Source organism: Pseudoalteromonas sp. BSi20495, from assembly GCF_000241185.1.
Taxonomy (GTDB): domain Bacteria; phylum Pseudomonadota; class Gammaproteobacteria; order Enterobacterales; family Alteromonadaceae; genus Pseudoalteromonas; species Pseudoalteromonas fuliginea.
In genome coordinates this window covers 1-16,865 of sequence record NZ_BADY01000152.1, presented here as the reverse complement: position 1 = coordinate 16,865, position 16,865 = coordinate 1, and the positions used below count along the sequence as shown (strand labels likewise).

General features: G+C 39.6%; 13 protein-coding genes. 5 read left to right on the top strand and 8 right to left on the bottom strand.

Annotated features, from left to right (window positions below):
- Positions 1-200: 200 nt before the first annotated feature.
- Both hldE and P20495_RS03585 read right to left on the bottom strand, forming a co-directional pair.
- Complete coding sequence (hldE, locus tag P20495_RS03580; protein ID WP_008138485.1) at positions 201-1,640, bottom strand: bifunctional D-glycero-beta-D-manno-heptose-7-phosphate kinase/D-glycero-beta-D-manno-heptose 1-phosphate adenylyltransferase HldE; 1,440 nt, start codon at positions 1,638-1,640, stop codon at positions 201-203.
- The gene (locus tag P20495_RS03585) at positions 1,640-2,230 is read right to left on the bottom strand and encodes an SIS domain-containing protein (protein WP_002961065.1); all 591 of its coding nucleotides are present in this window, start codon (positions 2,228-2,230) and stop codon (positions 1,640-1,642) included. Before P20495_RS03585 ends, hldE begins: the two co-directional genes overlap by 1 nt.
- Before the next feature lie 182 nt (positions 2,231-2,412).
- On the opposite strand from P20495_RS03585, the gene waaA reads away from it, so the two are divergent.
- Positions 2,413-3,696: a lipid IV(A) 3-deoxy-D-manno-octulosonic acid transferase gene (waaA, locus tag P20495_RS03590; protein ID WP_008138483.1), complete on the top strand. Its 1,284-nt coding sequence runs from the start codon at positions 2,413-2,415 to the stop codon at positions 3,694-3,696.
- Complete coding sequence (locus tag P20495_RS03595; protein WP_008138481.1) at positions 3,693-4,241, top strand: DUF1415 domain-containing protein; 549 nt, start codon at positions 3,693-3,695, stop codon at positions 4,239-4,241. Before waaA ends, P20495_RS03595 begins: the two co-directional genes overlap by 4 nt.
- Before the next feature lie 60 nt (positions 4,242-4,301).
- Here the strand turns inward: P20495_RS03595 and P20495_RS03600 are convergent, their stop codons facing one another.
- The 4 genes from P20495_RS03600 to purL all read right to left on the bottom strand — a co-directional run bounded on the left by P20495_RS03600 (position 4,302) and on the right by purL (position 11,460).
- On the bottom strand, positions 4,302-4,631 hold the full coding sequence (locus P20495_RS03600) for a YdbL family protein (protein ID WP_002961068.1): 330 nt from the start codon (positions 4,629-4,631) through the stop codon (positions 4,302-4,304).
- Between the two features lie 11 nt (positions 4,632-4,642).
- Complete coding sequence (locus P20495_RS03605) at positions 4,643-4,840, bottom strand: YnbE family lipoprotein (RefSeq protein ID WP_007378800.1); 198 nt, start codon at positions 4,838-4,840, stop codon at positions 4,643-4,645.
- A 2-nt stretch (positions 4,841-4,842) separates the two neighbouring features.
- A complete protein-coding gene (locus P20495_RS03610) occupies positions 4,843-7,293 on the bottom strand; it encodes a YdbH domain-containing protein (protein WP_008138479.1) in 2,451 nt (816 codons plus the stop codon).
- A gap of 276 nt (positions 7,294-7,569) precedes the next feature.
- On the bottom strand, positions 7,570-11,460 hold the full coding sequence (gene purL / locus P20495_RS03615) for a phosphoribosylformylglycinamidine synthase (protein WP_033016290.1): 3,891 nt from the start codon (positions 11,458-11,460) through the stop codon (positions 7,570-7,572).
- Positions 11,461-11,671: 211 nt separating this feature from the next.
- Between purL and mltF the strand changes: the two genes are divergently transcribed.
- Positions 11,672-13,174 (top strand): membrane-bound lytic murein transglycosylase MltF, encoded by a 1,503-nt coding sequence (gene mltF / locus P20495_RS03620; RefSeq protein WP_033016288.1) that lies wholly within the window; start codon positions 11,672-11,674, stop codon positions 13,172-13,174.
- 163 nt (positions 13,175-13,337) lie between these two features.
- Entirely contained in the window at positions 13,338-13,505 is a 168-nt protein-coding gene (locus tag P20495_RS22225) for a hypothetical protein (RefSeq protein ID WP_007378795.1), read from the top strand.
- On the opposite strand, the gene tadA is transcribed toward P20495_RS22225, so the two are convergent.
- On the bottom strand, positions 13,502-14,008 hold the full coding sequence (tadA, locus tag P20495_RS03625; RefSeq protein WP_007378794.1) for a tRNA adenosine(34) deaminase TadA: 507 nt from the start codon (positions 14,006-14,008) through the stop codon (positions 13,502-13,504). The genes P20495_RS22225 and tadA overlap by 4 nt on opposite strands.
- A gap of 178 nt (positions 14,009-14,186) precedes the next feature.
- Between tadA and P20495_RS03630 the strand changes: the two genes are divergently transcribed.
- A complete protein-coding gene (locus P20495_RS03630; protein ID WP_033016283.1) occupies positions 14,187-15,491 on the top strand; it encodes an inosine/guanosine kinase in 1,305 nt (434 codons plus the stop codon).
- A gap of 37 nt (positions 15,492-15,528) precedes the next feature.
- Here the strand turns inward: P20495_RS03630 and glsB are convergent, their stop codons facing one another.
- Positions 15,529-16,452: a glutaminase B gene (gene glsB / locus P20495_RS03635; protein WP_007378792.1), complete on the bottom strand. Its 924-nt coding sequence runs from the start codon at positions 16,450-16,452 to the stop codon at positions 15,529-15,531.
- Positions 16,453-16,865 lie beyond the last annotated feature (413 nt).

The following is a 16,865-nucleotide window of genomic DNA, read 5'->3' as shown; positions in this document are numbered from 1 at the left end:
CCTTTTTTGTATTTGTTAAGTAAACTTAAATCAGTGATTATACCAATTGCATTAAATTATTGTTCTATTATAGCGATAAGAAAATAGCTCAATAACAAGGCTAAAATTATGATACATAGTTGTTCTATATAAATAATTTTTAACGTAGTTAGTGAGTTATTTAATACGCTAGAATGCTCATGTTTTTAATAAAATTGGTATTACTGTTTAATTTTACTAATTACTTTTGATGTTGAGCACCCATCTAAAAATTCAAGCACTTCAACTTTTCCGCCATGGCGAAGTACATGCTCAGCACCCGCTATTTGATCTACAGTGTAATCTCCACCTTTAACTAAAATATCCGGGCTTATCTGCTCAATTAATTTAGCGGGAGTATCGTTTTCATCTAAGCTACCAAACGGAATAACCCAATCAACTGATGAAAGTGCACTAAGTACCATTGCACGCTCATCTAGCGGGTTAACAGGGCGTTCTGCCCCTTTTAAACGCGTAATTGATTCATCATTATTTAATCCAACAACGAGCCTATCGCCTCGTGCTTTAGCTTGCGCTAAATAACGTACATGCCCGGCATGTAAAATATCAAAACAGCCATTAGTGAATACAATGGTTTCGCCGTTTTGTTTTGCAAATTCAATATGCTGAAGTACATCATCAAATGGTGTTTGGTAATGCTCACCCGTAGTATGTAAATACTGACCAAGCTTGCGGCTTAGCTCTTCTGGCGAGACAGTTGCAGCCCCAAACTTACTCACAACGATACCTGCGGCTAAATTAGCAATTTCGACAGCATCTTTAGGTTCCATGCCCGCGCCAAGCATAACAGCGAGTGTAGCTATAACCGTATCACCAGCCCCGGTTACATCGCTTACTTCAAGCTCTTGCGCTGCAAAATCAAATTTTTCAGCTGCACTAATAAGCGACATACCTTGCTCAGAACGCGTAAGTAACATGGCTTTAATGCCATTTTTGCTTATTAAATCACGCGCACTTGCTGCTAAAGCTGCTTCTGAATCGGTTTGACCACCCGCTAACTTAAACTCATGTAAGTTAGGTGTAATGTAATCAGCACCTTCATATAAATGCAAATCTGGCGATTTAGGGTCGATTAAAACCGTTTTTCCCGCGCCCTTAGCAAGGCTTACCATCTCTTTAATTAAGCTTAAAGATCCTTTGCTGTAATCAGAGAACACAATAAAATCGTATTCATCAAGTACCAACTCTAAGCGGTTTAACAAAAGCTGGCTATGCTGCTCAGTAAATGTTTCTTCTAAATCAAGACGAACCAGTTGTTGGTGGCGGCTAATAACACGCATTTTTGAAATAGTCGGTAAATCACATACACTGACTAATTGTGAGCTTATTTTTTCACCTTTTAGGATGGTCTCTAAAATTTGCCCGCTTTCGTCCTCACCAATTAAACCCAGTAAGCCAACTTTTGCATCTAACCGCGCTATATTTTTTGCAACGTTAGCTGCGCCGCCCGCTTTGTCTTCAAACTTACTTACTTTAACAACAGGGACTGGCGCTTCTGGTGAAATACGCCCGGTATCACCGTACCAATAACGGTCTAGCATTACATCGCCAACAACTAATATGCGTGCCGCTGATAAGTTTTTTAATAACGATAAATCCATTACTGCTGCTCCGCAACAACCATATCCATGGCTTCACATAACCAGTGACCTATAAACATGTGAGCTTCTTGAATACGTGCTGTTTCGTCATTTTTTATAATGATAGGTAACTTAGCAATATCTTTTACTTTACCGCCATCACGCCCCGTTAGTGCCACGGTAAAAGCACCTAGTTTATTTGCAGCCTCTAATGCTAAATTAATATTATTACTAGTACCTGATGTGGTTAAACCAATAACTAAATCTTCTGGCTTACATAGCGCTTGAACTTGGCGTTCAAATACCGTATCAAAGTGATAATCGTTGCTGTGCGCTGTTAAAATTGAGGTGTCAGTGGTCAATGCCATAGAGGCAAGCGGACCACGTTCCAATTTATAACGCACTACAAATTCTGCTGCTAAATGCTGCGCATCGGCTGCACTACCGCCGTTGCCAAACCAAACAATCTTGCCACCAGCTTGTAATGCACTATGACATGCCTCTAACAGTTGCATAGATTCTTGATGATAAGCTTCCATCGTTTCAAATAATGCTTGATGACGGTTTAATGTTTCAACGTAGCTAGTTGCCACTGAATCGATAATTGACATGAAAAAATTCCTCTTGGAACTGAAATGGCAGGAAAAATTAAATTCATTATTTCATAATTTTATTTAATTGTGTGTATTTTATCGGGTTATAACTGAACCCAGACCATATTTTATAACGAGTCTGTTTAGAAAACGGCTATTTCACGGTAAACTAACGCCACTTCCCTTTAAGAAAGATCAGTATGGCACGCATTTTTTACTCATTCGCATTAATTATTATTAGCCCACTGATTGTATTTTATCTCTATATTTTACGAGGTAAAAAAAACCAAGGCTATCGTGCACACTTTAAAGAGCGCTTTGGGTTTGTCGGTAAGTCTTTGTTTACGGTTAAAACTAAACCTTTAGTTTTTCATTGTGCTTCTGTTGGTGAGGTACTTGCCGCAACGCCACTTATTAAAGCTTTGCAAAAAGCGCATCCAAACTTAAATATACTTATAACCTGTAATACTCCAACAGGCAGAGAGCAAATACTTAGCCAGTTTAAAAATACTGTAGCGTGTAGCTATTTACCAATCGATTTTCCGTTTGCGACAGCCAGATTTTTAAAGCGTATAAAACCACAGGCATTATGTATTTTAGAAACTGAGCTATGGCCAAATTTAATGGCGATAAGCCACAAAAAAAACATACCAGTACTTGTCATCAATGCAAGACTCTCTGAAAAGTCACAGCAAGGCTATCAAAAGGTCGCTAAATTAACGCATATTATTATGCGCTCAATTACGGTACTTGCGAGTCACAATAAAACAGATGCTAAACGCTTTATTGAACTTGGTCTTGAAGCTTCAAAAAGCCATGTAACAGGCTCAATAAAATTTGATATAACACCAAGTGCAGATCAACTAGCTAAAGTACTCAACCTTAAACAGCTTTATAGTAGTAATGAACGCTTTGTATGGGTGGCAGGCTCAACACATCCTGTTGAGCATGAGCTGGTACTTTTAGCCCATCAAGAATTACTAAAAAAGCAACCGAACGCATTACTTATAATTGCCCCGCGCCATCCAGAGCAATTTGACAAAGTGGCAGAGCTTTTAACGCAAAGCCCACTTAGCTTTAGCCGTCGTAGCCAAAATAACTATAATAATGAGCAAGTACTTCTTGCTGATACGCTTGGTGAATTACAGTTTTTATATGGCGCTGCAAATGTGAGCTTTATTGGTGGCAGCTTAATTCGCAGAGGTGGGCATAACCCACTGGAATCAGCAGCGTTTTCGGTAGGTGTAATAACAGGTCCACACACATACAATTTTGACCATGTTTATCCCGAGCTAACAAAGCTCAAAGGTGCTGTAGTGGTTAATAGTAACGACGAACTCGCAAAGCAGCTTATAACGTTTAGCCAAAACACAAAAGCGTGCCAAACCTTAGGTATTAAAGCTGCGCAATGCGTAACTAAAAACCAAGGTGCTATACAAAAAACACTTAACATTATTAATCAATATTTAGAGCCAAAACCGTGACCAACATAGCTATAAGCCAAACCCGTGAATGGGTGTCATCTGTTATTGTTAAATATAACTTTTGCCCATTTGCACGTAAAGAAGTAGAAAATAACTGTATTCATTACATAGTAAGCTCTGCAACGAGCATGGATGATGCTGTAATGGATATGCTTGAGCAATGTGTTGAGCTTGACCGTGAACCAGAGCGCGAAACAACCCTTATCATGTTTGACAATGGCTTTAGTGACTTTGAAGACTTTTTAGACTTGGTCGATTTAGCTAATGCACTTTTAGTCGCGCAAGGCTTTGAAGGTAAGTATCAAATCGCTAATTTTCATCCTGATTACGTATTTGCTGACAGTGATGAAACCGATGCCGCAAACTACACAAATAGAGCGCCCTTTCCTACATTGCATTTAATCCGCGAAGCAAGTATGAGCGAAGCACTTGATAGTTATAACGAGCCTGAATCTATTCCTGAGCATAATATAAATTTAGCAAGGCGTAAGGGGATTGATTTTTGGCAGCAGTTACTTAAAGGCTGTAAAAAACCGAGCGCTTAAATGCTCGGTTTTATTTTGGTTTGTACAAAACTTTGTGCAAAATAAAGCAATAACTAACGCTTATTTTTTAACCCAGTTACCATTTACTTCAACGTAATGACCACTTTGGGTTTTTTCAATTGTTTTAGCAGCAGCAAGTGCTTCTACTTGTGAAAGCGACAAGTTATTCTTTTTAGCGAGCTTTAAGTACTGCGCTTTACGCTTTGCATTTATGTCATCAACAACGGCTTTTGCCTCTGCGTTTTGTACAACAAGCCCTAAATAACCAGAGCTATCTTCACCTACTAAACCTTGGTTTTTAGCGTCATCAAGGCTAATAGCCCAAGCAGAGAAAGACATACATACTGCACTAACTAACGTAATAATATTTAATTTTTTCTTCGTATTCATGTTCAAGCTCCTTAAAATAACTCACTGTCGTCACTAAATAAATTGTCGAGTTCTTTATCTACTTTTACGCGAATTTCGTGATCGACCTTCACATTTAAATTAATAGTAATGGGCTCTTTAGCAGACACCTCAACACGATGCGTGCAAGCACTGAGTGCACTAATAGCACTCAGCGCGAGCAGTACTTTTATCAATAACGACTGTCTCATTATTAGTTTCCTTTTTGTGAGTATTGTTGCTCAACTTTTTGTGTAATTTCGTCACTTAAACGCAGTGCACGTAAAAGTGTAAATACGTTTTCTTCGTGGTTATAATTAAAGTTAACCTGCTGCTGCTCTGCTTTATTATAGCCTTGCAAATTAACCCCTAGTTTTAACCAACCATCGTTTTTTAGTGCCACACTGCTATTAAGTTTTTGAATATCTAAATTAGTTAATAGCCCTAAAACAGGTTGTAACTCTTGCTGTTGCTGCATTACTGAATCAAACGCGGCATTATTGGTAATTTTTAAATTACCTGTTCCTTGGCTAAATAAGCTACCGTCAATTATTTCAATTTTTCCACTATCAAAGTGAACCGGTAAAGACCCCGCCAAGCGTCCCGTTAATACAATGCCCGACTTATCGTCGAGTGTAACAAGTTTACTTGCATCAATATTTTCAAACTTAACATTAGCAACTTGGTTTGGCTTCCCTACTGTGTAGCTATCTAATGAAAACTCACCACCAAACACACTTCCTTTTACATCATTTATAAGCGCGGTATTACTACTCACTTGCCACTGCCCTTCAACCGCTTTAACTACAGCACCTGCTCTAAACTCATTTAAATTAAAGGTAGTTGGTTTTACATTAAGCTTACCTGAATTATATTCCCCGCTAAATGTACTGCTTAAATCGCTCGCAAGGTAATCGTTATACAATGCACTTGTATGACTAATCCCTATATTGAACAGTGCATTTTGTAAGTTTATATCGCCACTAATATAGCCATTAAATTCGCCCTCTGTTAACTGTGCAAGTGGCTCAAATTGACTAATAAACGCATTTAACGACAGCGCACTTTGTTCAGGAATAACCACTTCAAATGGATGAGCTTGCGACGACATATGATGATTTATCACTAACTCAACATCGTTTATAAATGCGTGATGCGTGGCTTTTAGTGCACGGCTTTGCAAGCCCGTAGACTCTACTTTTATATTATTAAGTTTTATGTCGGGGCTATTAACAGCCTTTATATTCGTTTTTGCTGTTAGATCAGCAAATAACTCACCTACGCCTAAATTAGCATTTGCTGTTAATGTGTTACTTATATCTGTGACTTTAAATTCTTTATATTCTGCGCTTTTTAATTGCTGAGTTAACGCTACCTCTGCGTTTAACTGTTTATCCATTTTTGCTGTTAAATCACCTTGGTATTGCACTGCACTTATATCAAACGCATCTACACTATTAAGCGTTAATTTAGCATTTATAAGCCCAATTGGTTTTGAGTCTATAAACTCACTTATATTAAAGTGACCAATAAGGCTAAGCCCATCCGCTGTTGCGGGTACAAACTCAGGTAAATTTTCAAGCATAACGGCGTAATCGCCTTTAATCGCAGCGCCAGATAACTGAGCATTAACGTTAATATTATTTATATCGGGTGTATTTATTTGAGCTGATAAAGTTGACTGTAAGTCTTCAAATGGAGATGTAATATTTAGTGTTGTATCTGTTATTAAAATATCAAATTGCTTATCGCCCACGCTTACCAAATTAATTGCAGGTACACTGAGCTCACTAGCCTCTAAGCGAATTGATTGAGGGAGTTTAAGTTGCCAATTTAAAGGAACTTGTTTGCTAATAAAGCCTGCATATTCACTTGGTGGAATTAACTCAGTACAGCTTGGTGTTAAATTAATTTTGTTATTAAGCAAATCGGTATTAAACATTAACGCTTGGCTATTTAAATTAAAACGCGTCGCCAATTTACCAGTGGTTAATACGTTAACTTTGCACTGCTCATACGTGTGAGCAAACTGGGAGCTAATATCGCCATTTAACTCAAGTTCTATACCATCAAAGCTAAATGCTTGCTGAGTATTAAAGTTAAAATCTGCTATTAATGTATTTTTAGTGTTTATAACGTGCTTTAAAAAAGTGTCATTAATTTCAAACTGACCCCTTACTTTATTAGCAGTCAAAATTGCACTTGCGTTTATATCACCTGAGACATTAAATTTATTTAGTTCGGGTTCTAATATGCTTATTTTAAGTGGCTTATTGAGCTCATCATTTTTTACTACAAGCTGTTTAATATTGATTAATGGGCGATTTAAGGGAAGTGCTAAACCGAGATTTTTAGCAAGCTGATTAGCGTTATCACTTTTAGGGAGTGGATTAACTGTTAGCACTGCATTTTCAATATCTACACGCTTTGTATTTGCAGTAATACCAGTAAGTTGTAATTGTTGATTTTGATAATTTAAACACACTCTGTCAGCATGAATATTTAGTTCAGACGTGATTGAAAAATCAAGGCAGTTTAATGTGACACCCGCTTTTTCGAGCTCAGGCGCTATAACCCACTGTAATAAAGGCAAGCGAAATACATAACCAAGCAGTAAGGTACTTAGTAATACAGCTCCAACAATTAAACCAATTCGCTTAAACATACTATCCTTAAATGCTTTGTGCTTTTAGCTATACTAATACTAACCTGCATAAATCTTTGATCAATTTAACGAATTAAATTGCACTATAACGTCGTTAAAAGTTTTTTATTTAGAACAACTAGATATAAAACTTTTGCCTAGTTCTAGCGTAATTTTTTTAACGTTAAATAGACCCCATATATAAGCAGATTGGTATAATCAAAAAAGGCTGCACAATGCAGCCTTTTTTATTTTACAGTAAGATTATGAATCTAACTTGTATAAACGTAAATATAATTAACCTACGTTTTTACGTGCGTTACGGAACATACGCATCCACGGGCTATCCTCGAGCCACTCATCTGGGTGCCAAGAGTTGGCAACGCTTCTGAATACACGTTCTGGATGCGGCATCATTACAGTGGCACGACCATCAGTTGACGTAATACCTGTAATACCTTCTGGAGAACCATTAGGGTTAGCTGGGTACTGCGTTGTAGGGTTACCGTAGTTATCTACAAATTTAACCGCTACAGTGCCGCTATCAAGCGCCGCTTTAGTAGCTGCATCGTTTGCAAACTCAGCATGACCTTCACCATGAGAAACCGCTATAGGCATACGCGAGCCAGCCATTCCATTAAAGAACACAGACGGATTCTCTTGTATTTCTACTAAACTAAAGCGTGCTTCAAAACGCTCTGATTTATTAGTTACAAAGCGCGGCCAATGTTCAGTGCCAGGGATCAACTCTTTTAACGTTGATAACATTTGGCAACCGTTACATACACCTAAGCTGAAAGTATCTTCACGGTGGAAGAAGTTTTGGAACTGATCGCGTGCCATGTCGTTAAACAAAATAGACTTAGCCCAACCTTCACCCGCACCAAGTACGTCACCGTATGAGAAACCACCACAGGCCACTAAACCTTTAAATTGCTCTAGTGTTAAACGACCTTCTAAAATGTCGCTCATGTGCACATCAACAGCAGCAAAACCTGCGCGATTAAACGCTGCCGCCATTTCTAAATGAGAGTTAACACCCTGCTCACGTAAAATAGCCATTTGCGGTTTAGCACCGGTTGCAATGTATGGTGCAGCTATATCTTCGTTTAAATCAAAGTTAAGTTTTACGTTTAAGCCTGGATCTTTTGCATCAAATTTAGCATCAAACTCTTGCTTAGCACACTCAGGGTTATCACGGCGTGCTTGCATTTGATACGTTGTTTCAGCCCAAATAGTACGAAGCTCAGTACGCGTATGATTAAGTACCGTATTTTCGCCACGGTTAAATATAATCGTATCGTCACTGTTAAGCGTGCCAATGTTGTGGCTAATTGCTGCTATACCATGTTGTTCAAACACCGCATTCACTGCATCTAAATCAGCATTTGCAACTTGAATTACGGCACCTAGCTCTTCGTTATAAAGCGCTTCAATGTCTGAACCTGTTAAAGCTGCTAAATCAACCGTTACACCGGTATGACCCGTAAACGCCATTTCAGCTACTGTGGTAAATAAACCACCGTCTGAGCGGTCATGATAAGCAAGTAACTTACTATCAGCCACAAGCGCTTGCATTGCGTTATAAAAGCCTTTTAATAACTCTGGGCTATCAACATCAGGGGTTACATCACCCAATTGCTTATAAACTTGCGCAAGGCTTGATGCGCCCATGCGGTTTTTGCCCGCACCTAAATCAATTAATATAAGCGATGTATCGCCTTTATCTGTGCGCAGTTGTGGTGTTACTGTTTTACGTACGTCGTCAACACGACCAAACGCAGTTATAACCAGTGAAAGCGGCGATGTTACTGACTTCTCTTGTGAGTCACCTTCATCTTTCCATGTCGTTTTCATCGACATAGAATCTTTACCTACTGGAATCGTTAAACCAAGCGCAGGACAAAGCTCTTCGCCTACGGCTTTAACAGCTTCATATAAACCAGCATCTTCACCTGGGTGACCCGCTGCTGCCATCCAGTTTGCCGATAACTTAATGTTTTCAAGGCTACCGATGTTTGCACAGGCAATATTAGTTAACGACTCAGCTACAGCTAAACGAGCAGATGCACCGTAATTAAGTAATGCAGCCGGAGTACGCTCACCGAGTGACATAGCTTCACCGTGGTAAGTATCATACGTTGCCGCAGTTACTGCACAGTTAGCAACAGGTACTTGCCAAGGACCGACCATTTGATCGCGCGCTACTAAACCCGTAACTGAACGATCGCCGATTGTTATTAAGAATGTTTTTTCTGCAATGGTAGGTAAACGCATTAAGCGCTGCGCTGCATCTGCTGCATTTATTGATGTGATATCAAGCGCTTTGCCAACAACTTGCTTTGACGTTACATCGCGGTGCATTTTAGGTGCTTTACCTAATAATACGTCCAGCGGCAAATCAACAGGGTTATTTTCAAAATGGCTGTCTGACACCGTTAAGTGAGGTTCAGCGGTTGCTTCACCAATAACAGCGTACTGGGCACGTTCACGCTTACAAATTGCTTCAAAGCGGTCAAAGTCCTCTACGCCAACAGCGAGTACATAACGCTCTTGTGATTCATTACACCAAATTTCGTGTGGTGCCATGCCTGGCTCATCGTTAGGGATGCTACGTAATTGGAACTTACCACCACGTCCGCCATCATTAACAAGCTCAGGAAACGCATTTGATAAACCGCCAGCACCTACATCGTGGATGAATGCAATTGGGTTTTCATCACCTAGCTGCCAACATTTATCGATAACTTCTTGGCAACGACGTTCCATTTCTGGGTTTTCGCGCTGTACTGAAGCAAAGTCTAAATCTTCATTTGACTGACCAGAGGCCATGCTCGATGCAGCACCACCGCCTAAACCAATGTTCATTGCAGGTCCGCCTAGCGCAATTAATTTAGCGCCTACAGGAATATCACCTTTTTGAACATGATCAGAGCGAATATTACCTAAACCGCCGGCAAGCATAATTGGTTTATGGTAACCACGTACTTCTTCACCGTTATGGCTTGTTACTTTTTCTTCGTAAGTACGGAAGTAGCCTAACAAGTTAGGACGACCAAACTCATTATTAAATGCAGCGCCACCTAGTGGACCTTCTGTCATTATATCAAGTGCGTTTACGATACGACCCGGCTTACCAAAATCGCTTTCCCACGGTTGCTCGTAACCTGGAATACGTAAATTTGATACAGTAAAGCCAACTAAGCCAGCTTTTGGCTTAGAGCCACGACCAGTTGCGCCTTCATCGCGAATCTCACCACCAGAACCTGTAGCCGCACCTGAGAATGGCGCAATAGCTGTTGGGTGGTTATGCGTTTCAACTTTCATTAGTATTTCAATGTCTTCTTGATGATACGCATATTCACCTTGCGCATTTGGGAAGAAGCGACCCGCTTTTGAGCCTTTCATTACTGCCGCGTTATCTTTATACGCCGACAATACATTTTCAGGATTTAACTCAAACGTATTTTTAATCATTTTAAACAGCGATTTTGGCTGCTCTTTACCATCGATTGTCCAGTCAGCATTAAATATTTTATGGCGACAATGCTCTGAGTTCGCTTGTGCAAACATAAACAATTCGATGTCGTTAGGGTTACGTCCTAACTTTGTAAAATTTTCTACTAAGTAGTCTATTTCGTCATCAGCAAGCGCAAAGCCTTGCTCAACATTGGCTGTTGCTAGTGCTTCACGTCCACCACCTAAAATATCGACAGACGACATTTGGCGTGGGGCATCACTGCGAAACAGCTGAGCCGCATCTTCAAGTTCATTGTGTGTGGCTTCAGTCATGCGGTCGTGCAATAACGCAGTTACTTGTACAAGTTGTTCTGCGTTTAAATCACCTTCAACATAATAAGCAATACCGCGTTCAACACGGTGAACCTGCTTTAAACCACAGTTGTGGGCGATGTCGGTAGCTTTAGATGCCCAAGGTGAAATGGTACCTGGGCGAGGTGTAACAAGTACAAGTTTGCCAGCTGGGGTATGCTCAGCAATAGTTGGACCGTAAGTTAATAGTTTTTCAAGCTTGGTTTGCTCAGAGCTACTCAACGGCGATGTTAAATCGGCAAAGTGAGCATACTCGGCGTATACGTTAGTGACTGGAAGTTGCGATTGTTGGCAACGCGCTAAAATTTTATTAACTCTGAACTCTGAAAGTGCTGGTGCACCACGAAGGATCAACATAGGTAATTTCATCCGGGGTTAGGGATTGAACGATATTTTAGGCACGCATTATAGTCCAATTAGCATTCAGATTTAACTCAAAATTACGCTTTTCATAAAATTAACTTTTTAGCTTTATTTATAGCCTCTTTTGGTTAATAAAATAAAAGGTAAAGTGACGCGATGGCTTAGTTTTGCTATAACGGTGGCTGGCGAGTTTAAGGGGCACTCAATGTTCAAAGAAAAACTAATAATAATCATTACTTTAGTTATGCTGTTATGTGCATGTGATATGCAAGAGCAGCCAACTCAACTCGCCCAAATAAAAGAACAAAACAAAATACGTGTGGGTACACTTGCAAGTGCTAGTAATTATTATCAAGCCGTTCAAGGTGAACAAGGCTTTGAATATGAGTTATCTCAAGCATTTGCTGAATATCTAGGTGTAGAGCTTGAAATAGTGCCATTTTTTAACTTATCCGATATGTTTGAACGCCTTGAAAGCGGTGATTTAGATTTAATTGCCTCAGGACTTACCTATAATAAAACCCGTGCAGAGCAATACCGTTATGGACCAACTTATCGCACAATTAGCCAAAAATTAGTTTATAAGCAAGGACGTGTTCGTCCTCGAGAGTTTGCCGACTTAGATGGCAACTTTACTGTTATCGCTAAAAGTAGTCATTCGCTTACTCTGCAAAAAATGAAAAAAAACAATCCAGATCTTACTTGGATAGAAAGCGAAGAGTTTGATGAAGAAGAACTACTTCAAGCGGTTATTGATGGCGAAATAGATTACACACTCGCTGATACACATACGCTATCGTTATTTCGCCGTTATCATCCAAATTTAAGTATCGGTTTTTCTGTTAGTCATAACGACCCGATTGCATGGATACTTAATAAATCAAAAGATGATTCTTTATACTCCTTATTAGTGCCATTTTTTGGCGATATAAAACAGAGTAATCAGCTCTACGTACTTGAAGAAAAATACTTTGGCCACGTGCGCCAATTTAACTATGTAAATACCCTTGCTTATATCGAAGCTATCAAAGAAACCTTACCAACATACCAACCATGGTTTGAACAATATGCTGGTAGCCTTGATTGGCGTTTATTAGCGGCACTTAGCTATCAAGAATCTATGTGGAATCCTCGCGCTAAATCGCCAACAGGCGTTCGCGGTATTATGATGCTAACCCGCAGTACAGCAAAACAAGTAGGTGTTACCAACCGCTTAGAGCCAGAGCAAAATATTCGCGGTGGTGGTAAGTATTTAAGTAAACTGATTAAGCGTATTCCTGATAGAATTCCTCAACCTGATAGAACATGGCTTGCACTAGCGGCTTACAATGTAGGTTGGGGGCACGTTAACGACGCGCGTATAATTACCGAGCAGCAAGGCGCAAGCCCTGATAAATGGGCTGATGTAAAAAAACGCTTACCGCTGTTAATTAAAAAGCGCTATTACCGTAAAACTCGCTATGGTTATGCGCGTGGCGATGTAGCGGTTAAATATGTTGATAATATTCGTCGCTATTACGATGCACTTGTTTGGCTAGATGAAAATAATGCCATTACAGAAAAACCTGAATCAATCGTAGAGCTAAGCACTGTAATCGAGCCAAAGCTAAACGTAACAAGTGAGATAAAAATTGAGGCAAGTGAAGCTCAAATACAAAAGCAACTACCTATAATTGAGCCCGAGCAGTCAAGTGAAAAAAATAACTAAGATTAATTTAGGTGTTTATTTTTGACCATATCTATAAGCGAAATTTAAGTAAATTAAATATCTGTTTACTTGTCATCAAATGATCACTAATGTGTGTTAATTGTATATCATTAATTTATAAGATATGCCTCGTGCCTTTCTCACTCTTGCATTAGGAGAAAACATGCTAAAACGTAGACGCACACAAAGATTAAAACGTAATGTAATTTATTCAACGGCCACACGTCGTCGTGTTATGTTGCGCAAACTGCACAAAAAGATTATCTGGCGTCGCCGAATGTTTGCTATGCAGCAAATGGTAGAGTCAGAAATATCCCCTGCGACTAATTAAAGATTAGTCGCATCACGAGCAGCTTTTTTAGCTGCTTTAATTTGTGCTCTTCTACGTTTAAAAAAATCTGAAATAGTATTGCCACACTGCTGTGCTAAAACACCACCACACACTTCAACTTGATGGTTTAACCTCGGTTCTTGTAATAAGTTCATAATTGAACCAGCAGACCCTGTTTTTTCGTCGGCTGCACCAAATACTAAACGCTTTATTCTGCTATGCACCAACATTCCTGCACACATAGAACAAGGCTCTAATGTTACGTACAGTGTACAATCTATTAAACGATAGTTGTTAAGCACTTTTCCTGCTTCTCGTACTGCGATCATTTCGGCATGGGCAGATGGGTCGTTATCGGTTATTGAACGGTTGTACCCTACTGAAATTAGCTGGTTATCTTTTACTACAATCGCTCCTACAGGGATTTCATCAAGCAACTCTGCCTGCTTTGCATACAAAAGCGCTTGCTCCATCCAGTAGGAATCATCAAATGGCTCGTTCATTCTTTCTACTTAAATAACTTTTTATGCTGTGATTATACCTAGTTAGCACTCTAAAGTGCGTCATTCATTACTTTATTGCAAAAATAAAACAATATTTACCCGTTTGTAATGGCTCACTCATGCTGATTTACGCTATAATCTCACGCTTTTTTTATTTAGCTCACAACACGGGTAGCAAATGAAATTTCCTGGACGCCGCAGGCATAAACATTATTTTCCAGTGGAAGCCAAAGATCCACTTACCAATCAACTTAACGCAACAGAGCGATTACAACGTAGTTATATTACGGGTATCGATCAGATCGTTGTTGATATAGAGGCAAAAGTTGATCAAGCTTTCCTTGACGAATTTCAACTACGTAGAGGTATGTCGCAAGTTATTGATAGCGACATAACAAACGCCTTATACGATCGTTTAAAATTAAACGATATGGTTGATTTTGAGTTTGCCGGTGGGACCATTGGTAACACTATGCACAACTACTCTGTACTTGCAGATGATCGCTCAGTTTTATTAGGCGTAATGAGCGAAAATATAAAAATAGGTAGCTATGCTTACCGCTTTTTATGTAATACCTCAAGCCGTGTAGATTTAAACTATCTTCAACCAGTAGATGGGCCTATAGGTCGTTGTTTTACATTAATTGATGAAACCGGTGAGCGTACTTTTGCAATAAGTGCGGGCCTAATGAATCACTTACGTCCTGAATCTATCGATAAAAACCTTATTGAAAATTCATCAGCATTAGTGATCAGTGCCTATCTTATGCGTACGCAAGGTAGTGAAACGATGACTGAAGCGACTATGCAAGCGGTAAAATACGCTAATGATGCAGGTGTGCCAGTTGTTCTTACACTCGGTACCAAGTTCTTAATTGAGCAAGACCCTACCTGGTGGGCAAACTTTGTTGAAAAGCATGTTGATATTCTTGCTATGAACGAAGAAGAAGGGTTAGCTATTACGGGTTTTGAAGACCCTCTCCTAGCTGCTGATAAAGCACTTGATTGGGTAGATTTGGTAATTTGTACTGCTGGCGAAAAAGGCTTATTTATGGCCGGCTACGTTGACGAAAATTTAAAGCGCGAAACCGAATACCCGTTATTACCAGGAGCAATACCTGATTTTAATCGATACGAATTTTCACGTGCTATGCGTAAAACCGAGTGTGATAAGCCTATAAGAGCATATAGCCATACAGCCCCATTCATGGGTGGACCTGACTCAATTAAAAACACCAATGGTGCAGGCGATTGTGCTTTAGCGGCTGTACTACATGACTTATCAGCAAATGTTTATCATAAACTTAACGTGGCAAACTCTGCTAAGCATCAGCAACAAGCTATTACTTACTCATCACTATCGCAAATTAGTAAATATGCCAACCGAGCTAGTTATGAAGTGTTAGTTCAGCACTCTCCTCGCTTATCTCGCGGTTTACCAGAACGCGAAGACTGCTTAGAACAGGTTTATTGGGAACAGTAAATAACGGTGGGAGCAAGTATTGCTCCCTCTCGATTTCCTAAAAAATAGAAATATCGAGCTTTTTAGATAGTAGTTCCAGCGCCGCAATTCCTGCTACCGAATTACCAAACGAATTAAGCCCTGGAGAATAAACAGCTACCGTAAACTTATTTGGTAACACGGCTAAAATAGTCCCTGACACTCCCGACTTACCTGGCATACCTACTCTGTAACCAAAATCCCCCGCAGCATCATATAAACCACTGGTAAATAAAAGCGAATTTAGCTGCTTATTTTGACGACTACTTAAAACACGATCGCCCGATCGATTATCAACACCTTTATTAGCTAAAAAATTATAAGCTTTGGCTAATTCAATACAGTTGAGCTCAATAGAACAAAAGTTAAAGTAAGACCATAAAACATCATCGACTTCATTTTCAAAATTACCAAACGACTTCATTAAATGTGCCATAGCAGCATTACGATGCCTAAATTCATACTCAGAATTAGCGACTTTTTTATCAATCACTATCCCTCTATTACCAGCTAACAACCTAAAGGTCTCGAGCATAGAGTGCATTGGTGCAGATAAGCGGCTGTACAACGCATCACACGTTACAATTGCGCCTGCATTTATGAAAGGGTTACGAGGAATCCCTTTTTCAAACTCAAGCTGTGTAAGCGAGTTAAAAGCAGTACCTGAAGGTTCCTTTCCAACTCGATGCCAAAGCTCATCACCATAACGTTGCAGTGCCATAGTAAGTGTCATAACTTTAGAAACTGATTGAATAGTAAAACGTTGGGAGCAATCCCCCGCACACACAGTCTCACCATCAGTTGTATAAATAGCAATAGAAAATTGCTCAGGATCGACCTCTGCTAGGGCCGGTATATAATCAGCTACTTTTCCTTGTGATAATAAAGGGCGTACTTCATGTGCTATTTCATCAAGCACCTTTTGATAATCAGCTGTAGGCAAACTAGACCTCTATATCATCATTCATAAAAATTGGATTTTAGCACGCGCGAATAGACGCAACTAGTTTTGTTGTTGAATTTAAAGGGGGATGTTTTTCTTAATTCCAAAAAGCAAAAAACCCGTCACATTGCTGTAACGGGTTTCTCTTAATTAAATCCTGGTAATGTCGTAGTGCCACAGCTGTGGAGAGGCACATAGCAAATGCTACACTATCTTTGTGTCGGGGCGTCCTTCTGCGGGGCTCGCCTTAGAACTATTTTATTTCGCCACTGAGTTCGGCATGGACTATTTACAAAATTCCAAAAAGCAAAAAACCCGTCACATTACTGTAACGGGTTTCTCTTAATTAAATCCTGGTAATGTCCTACTTTCACATAGCAAATGCTACACTATCATCGGCGCTGTTTCGTTTC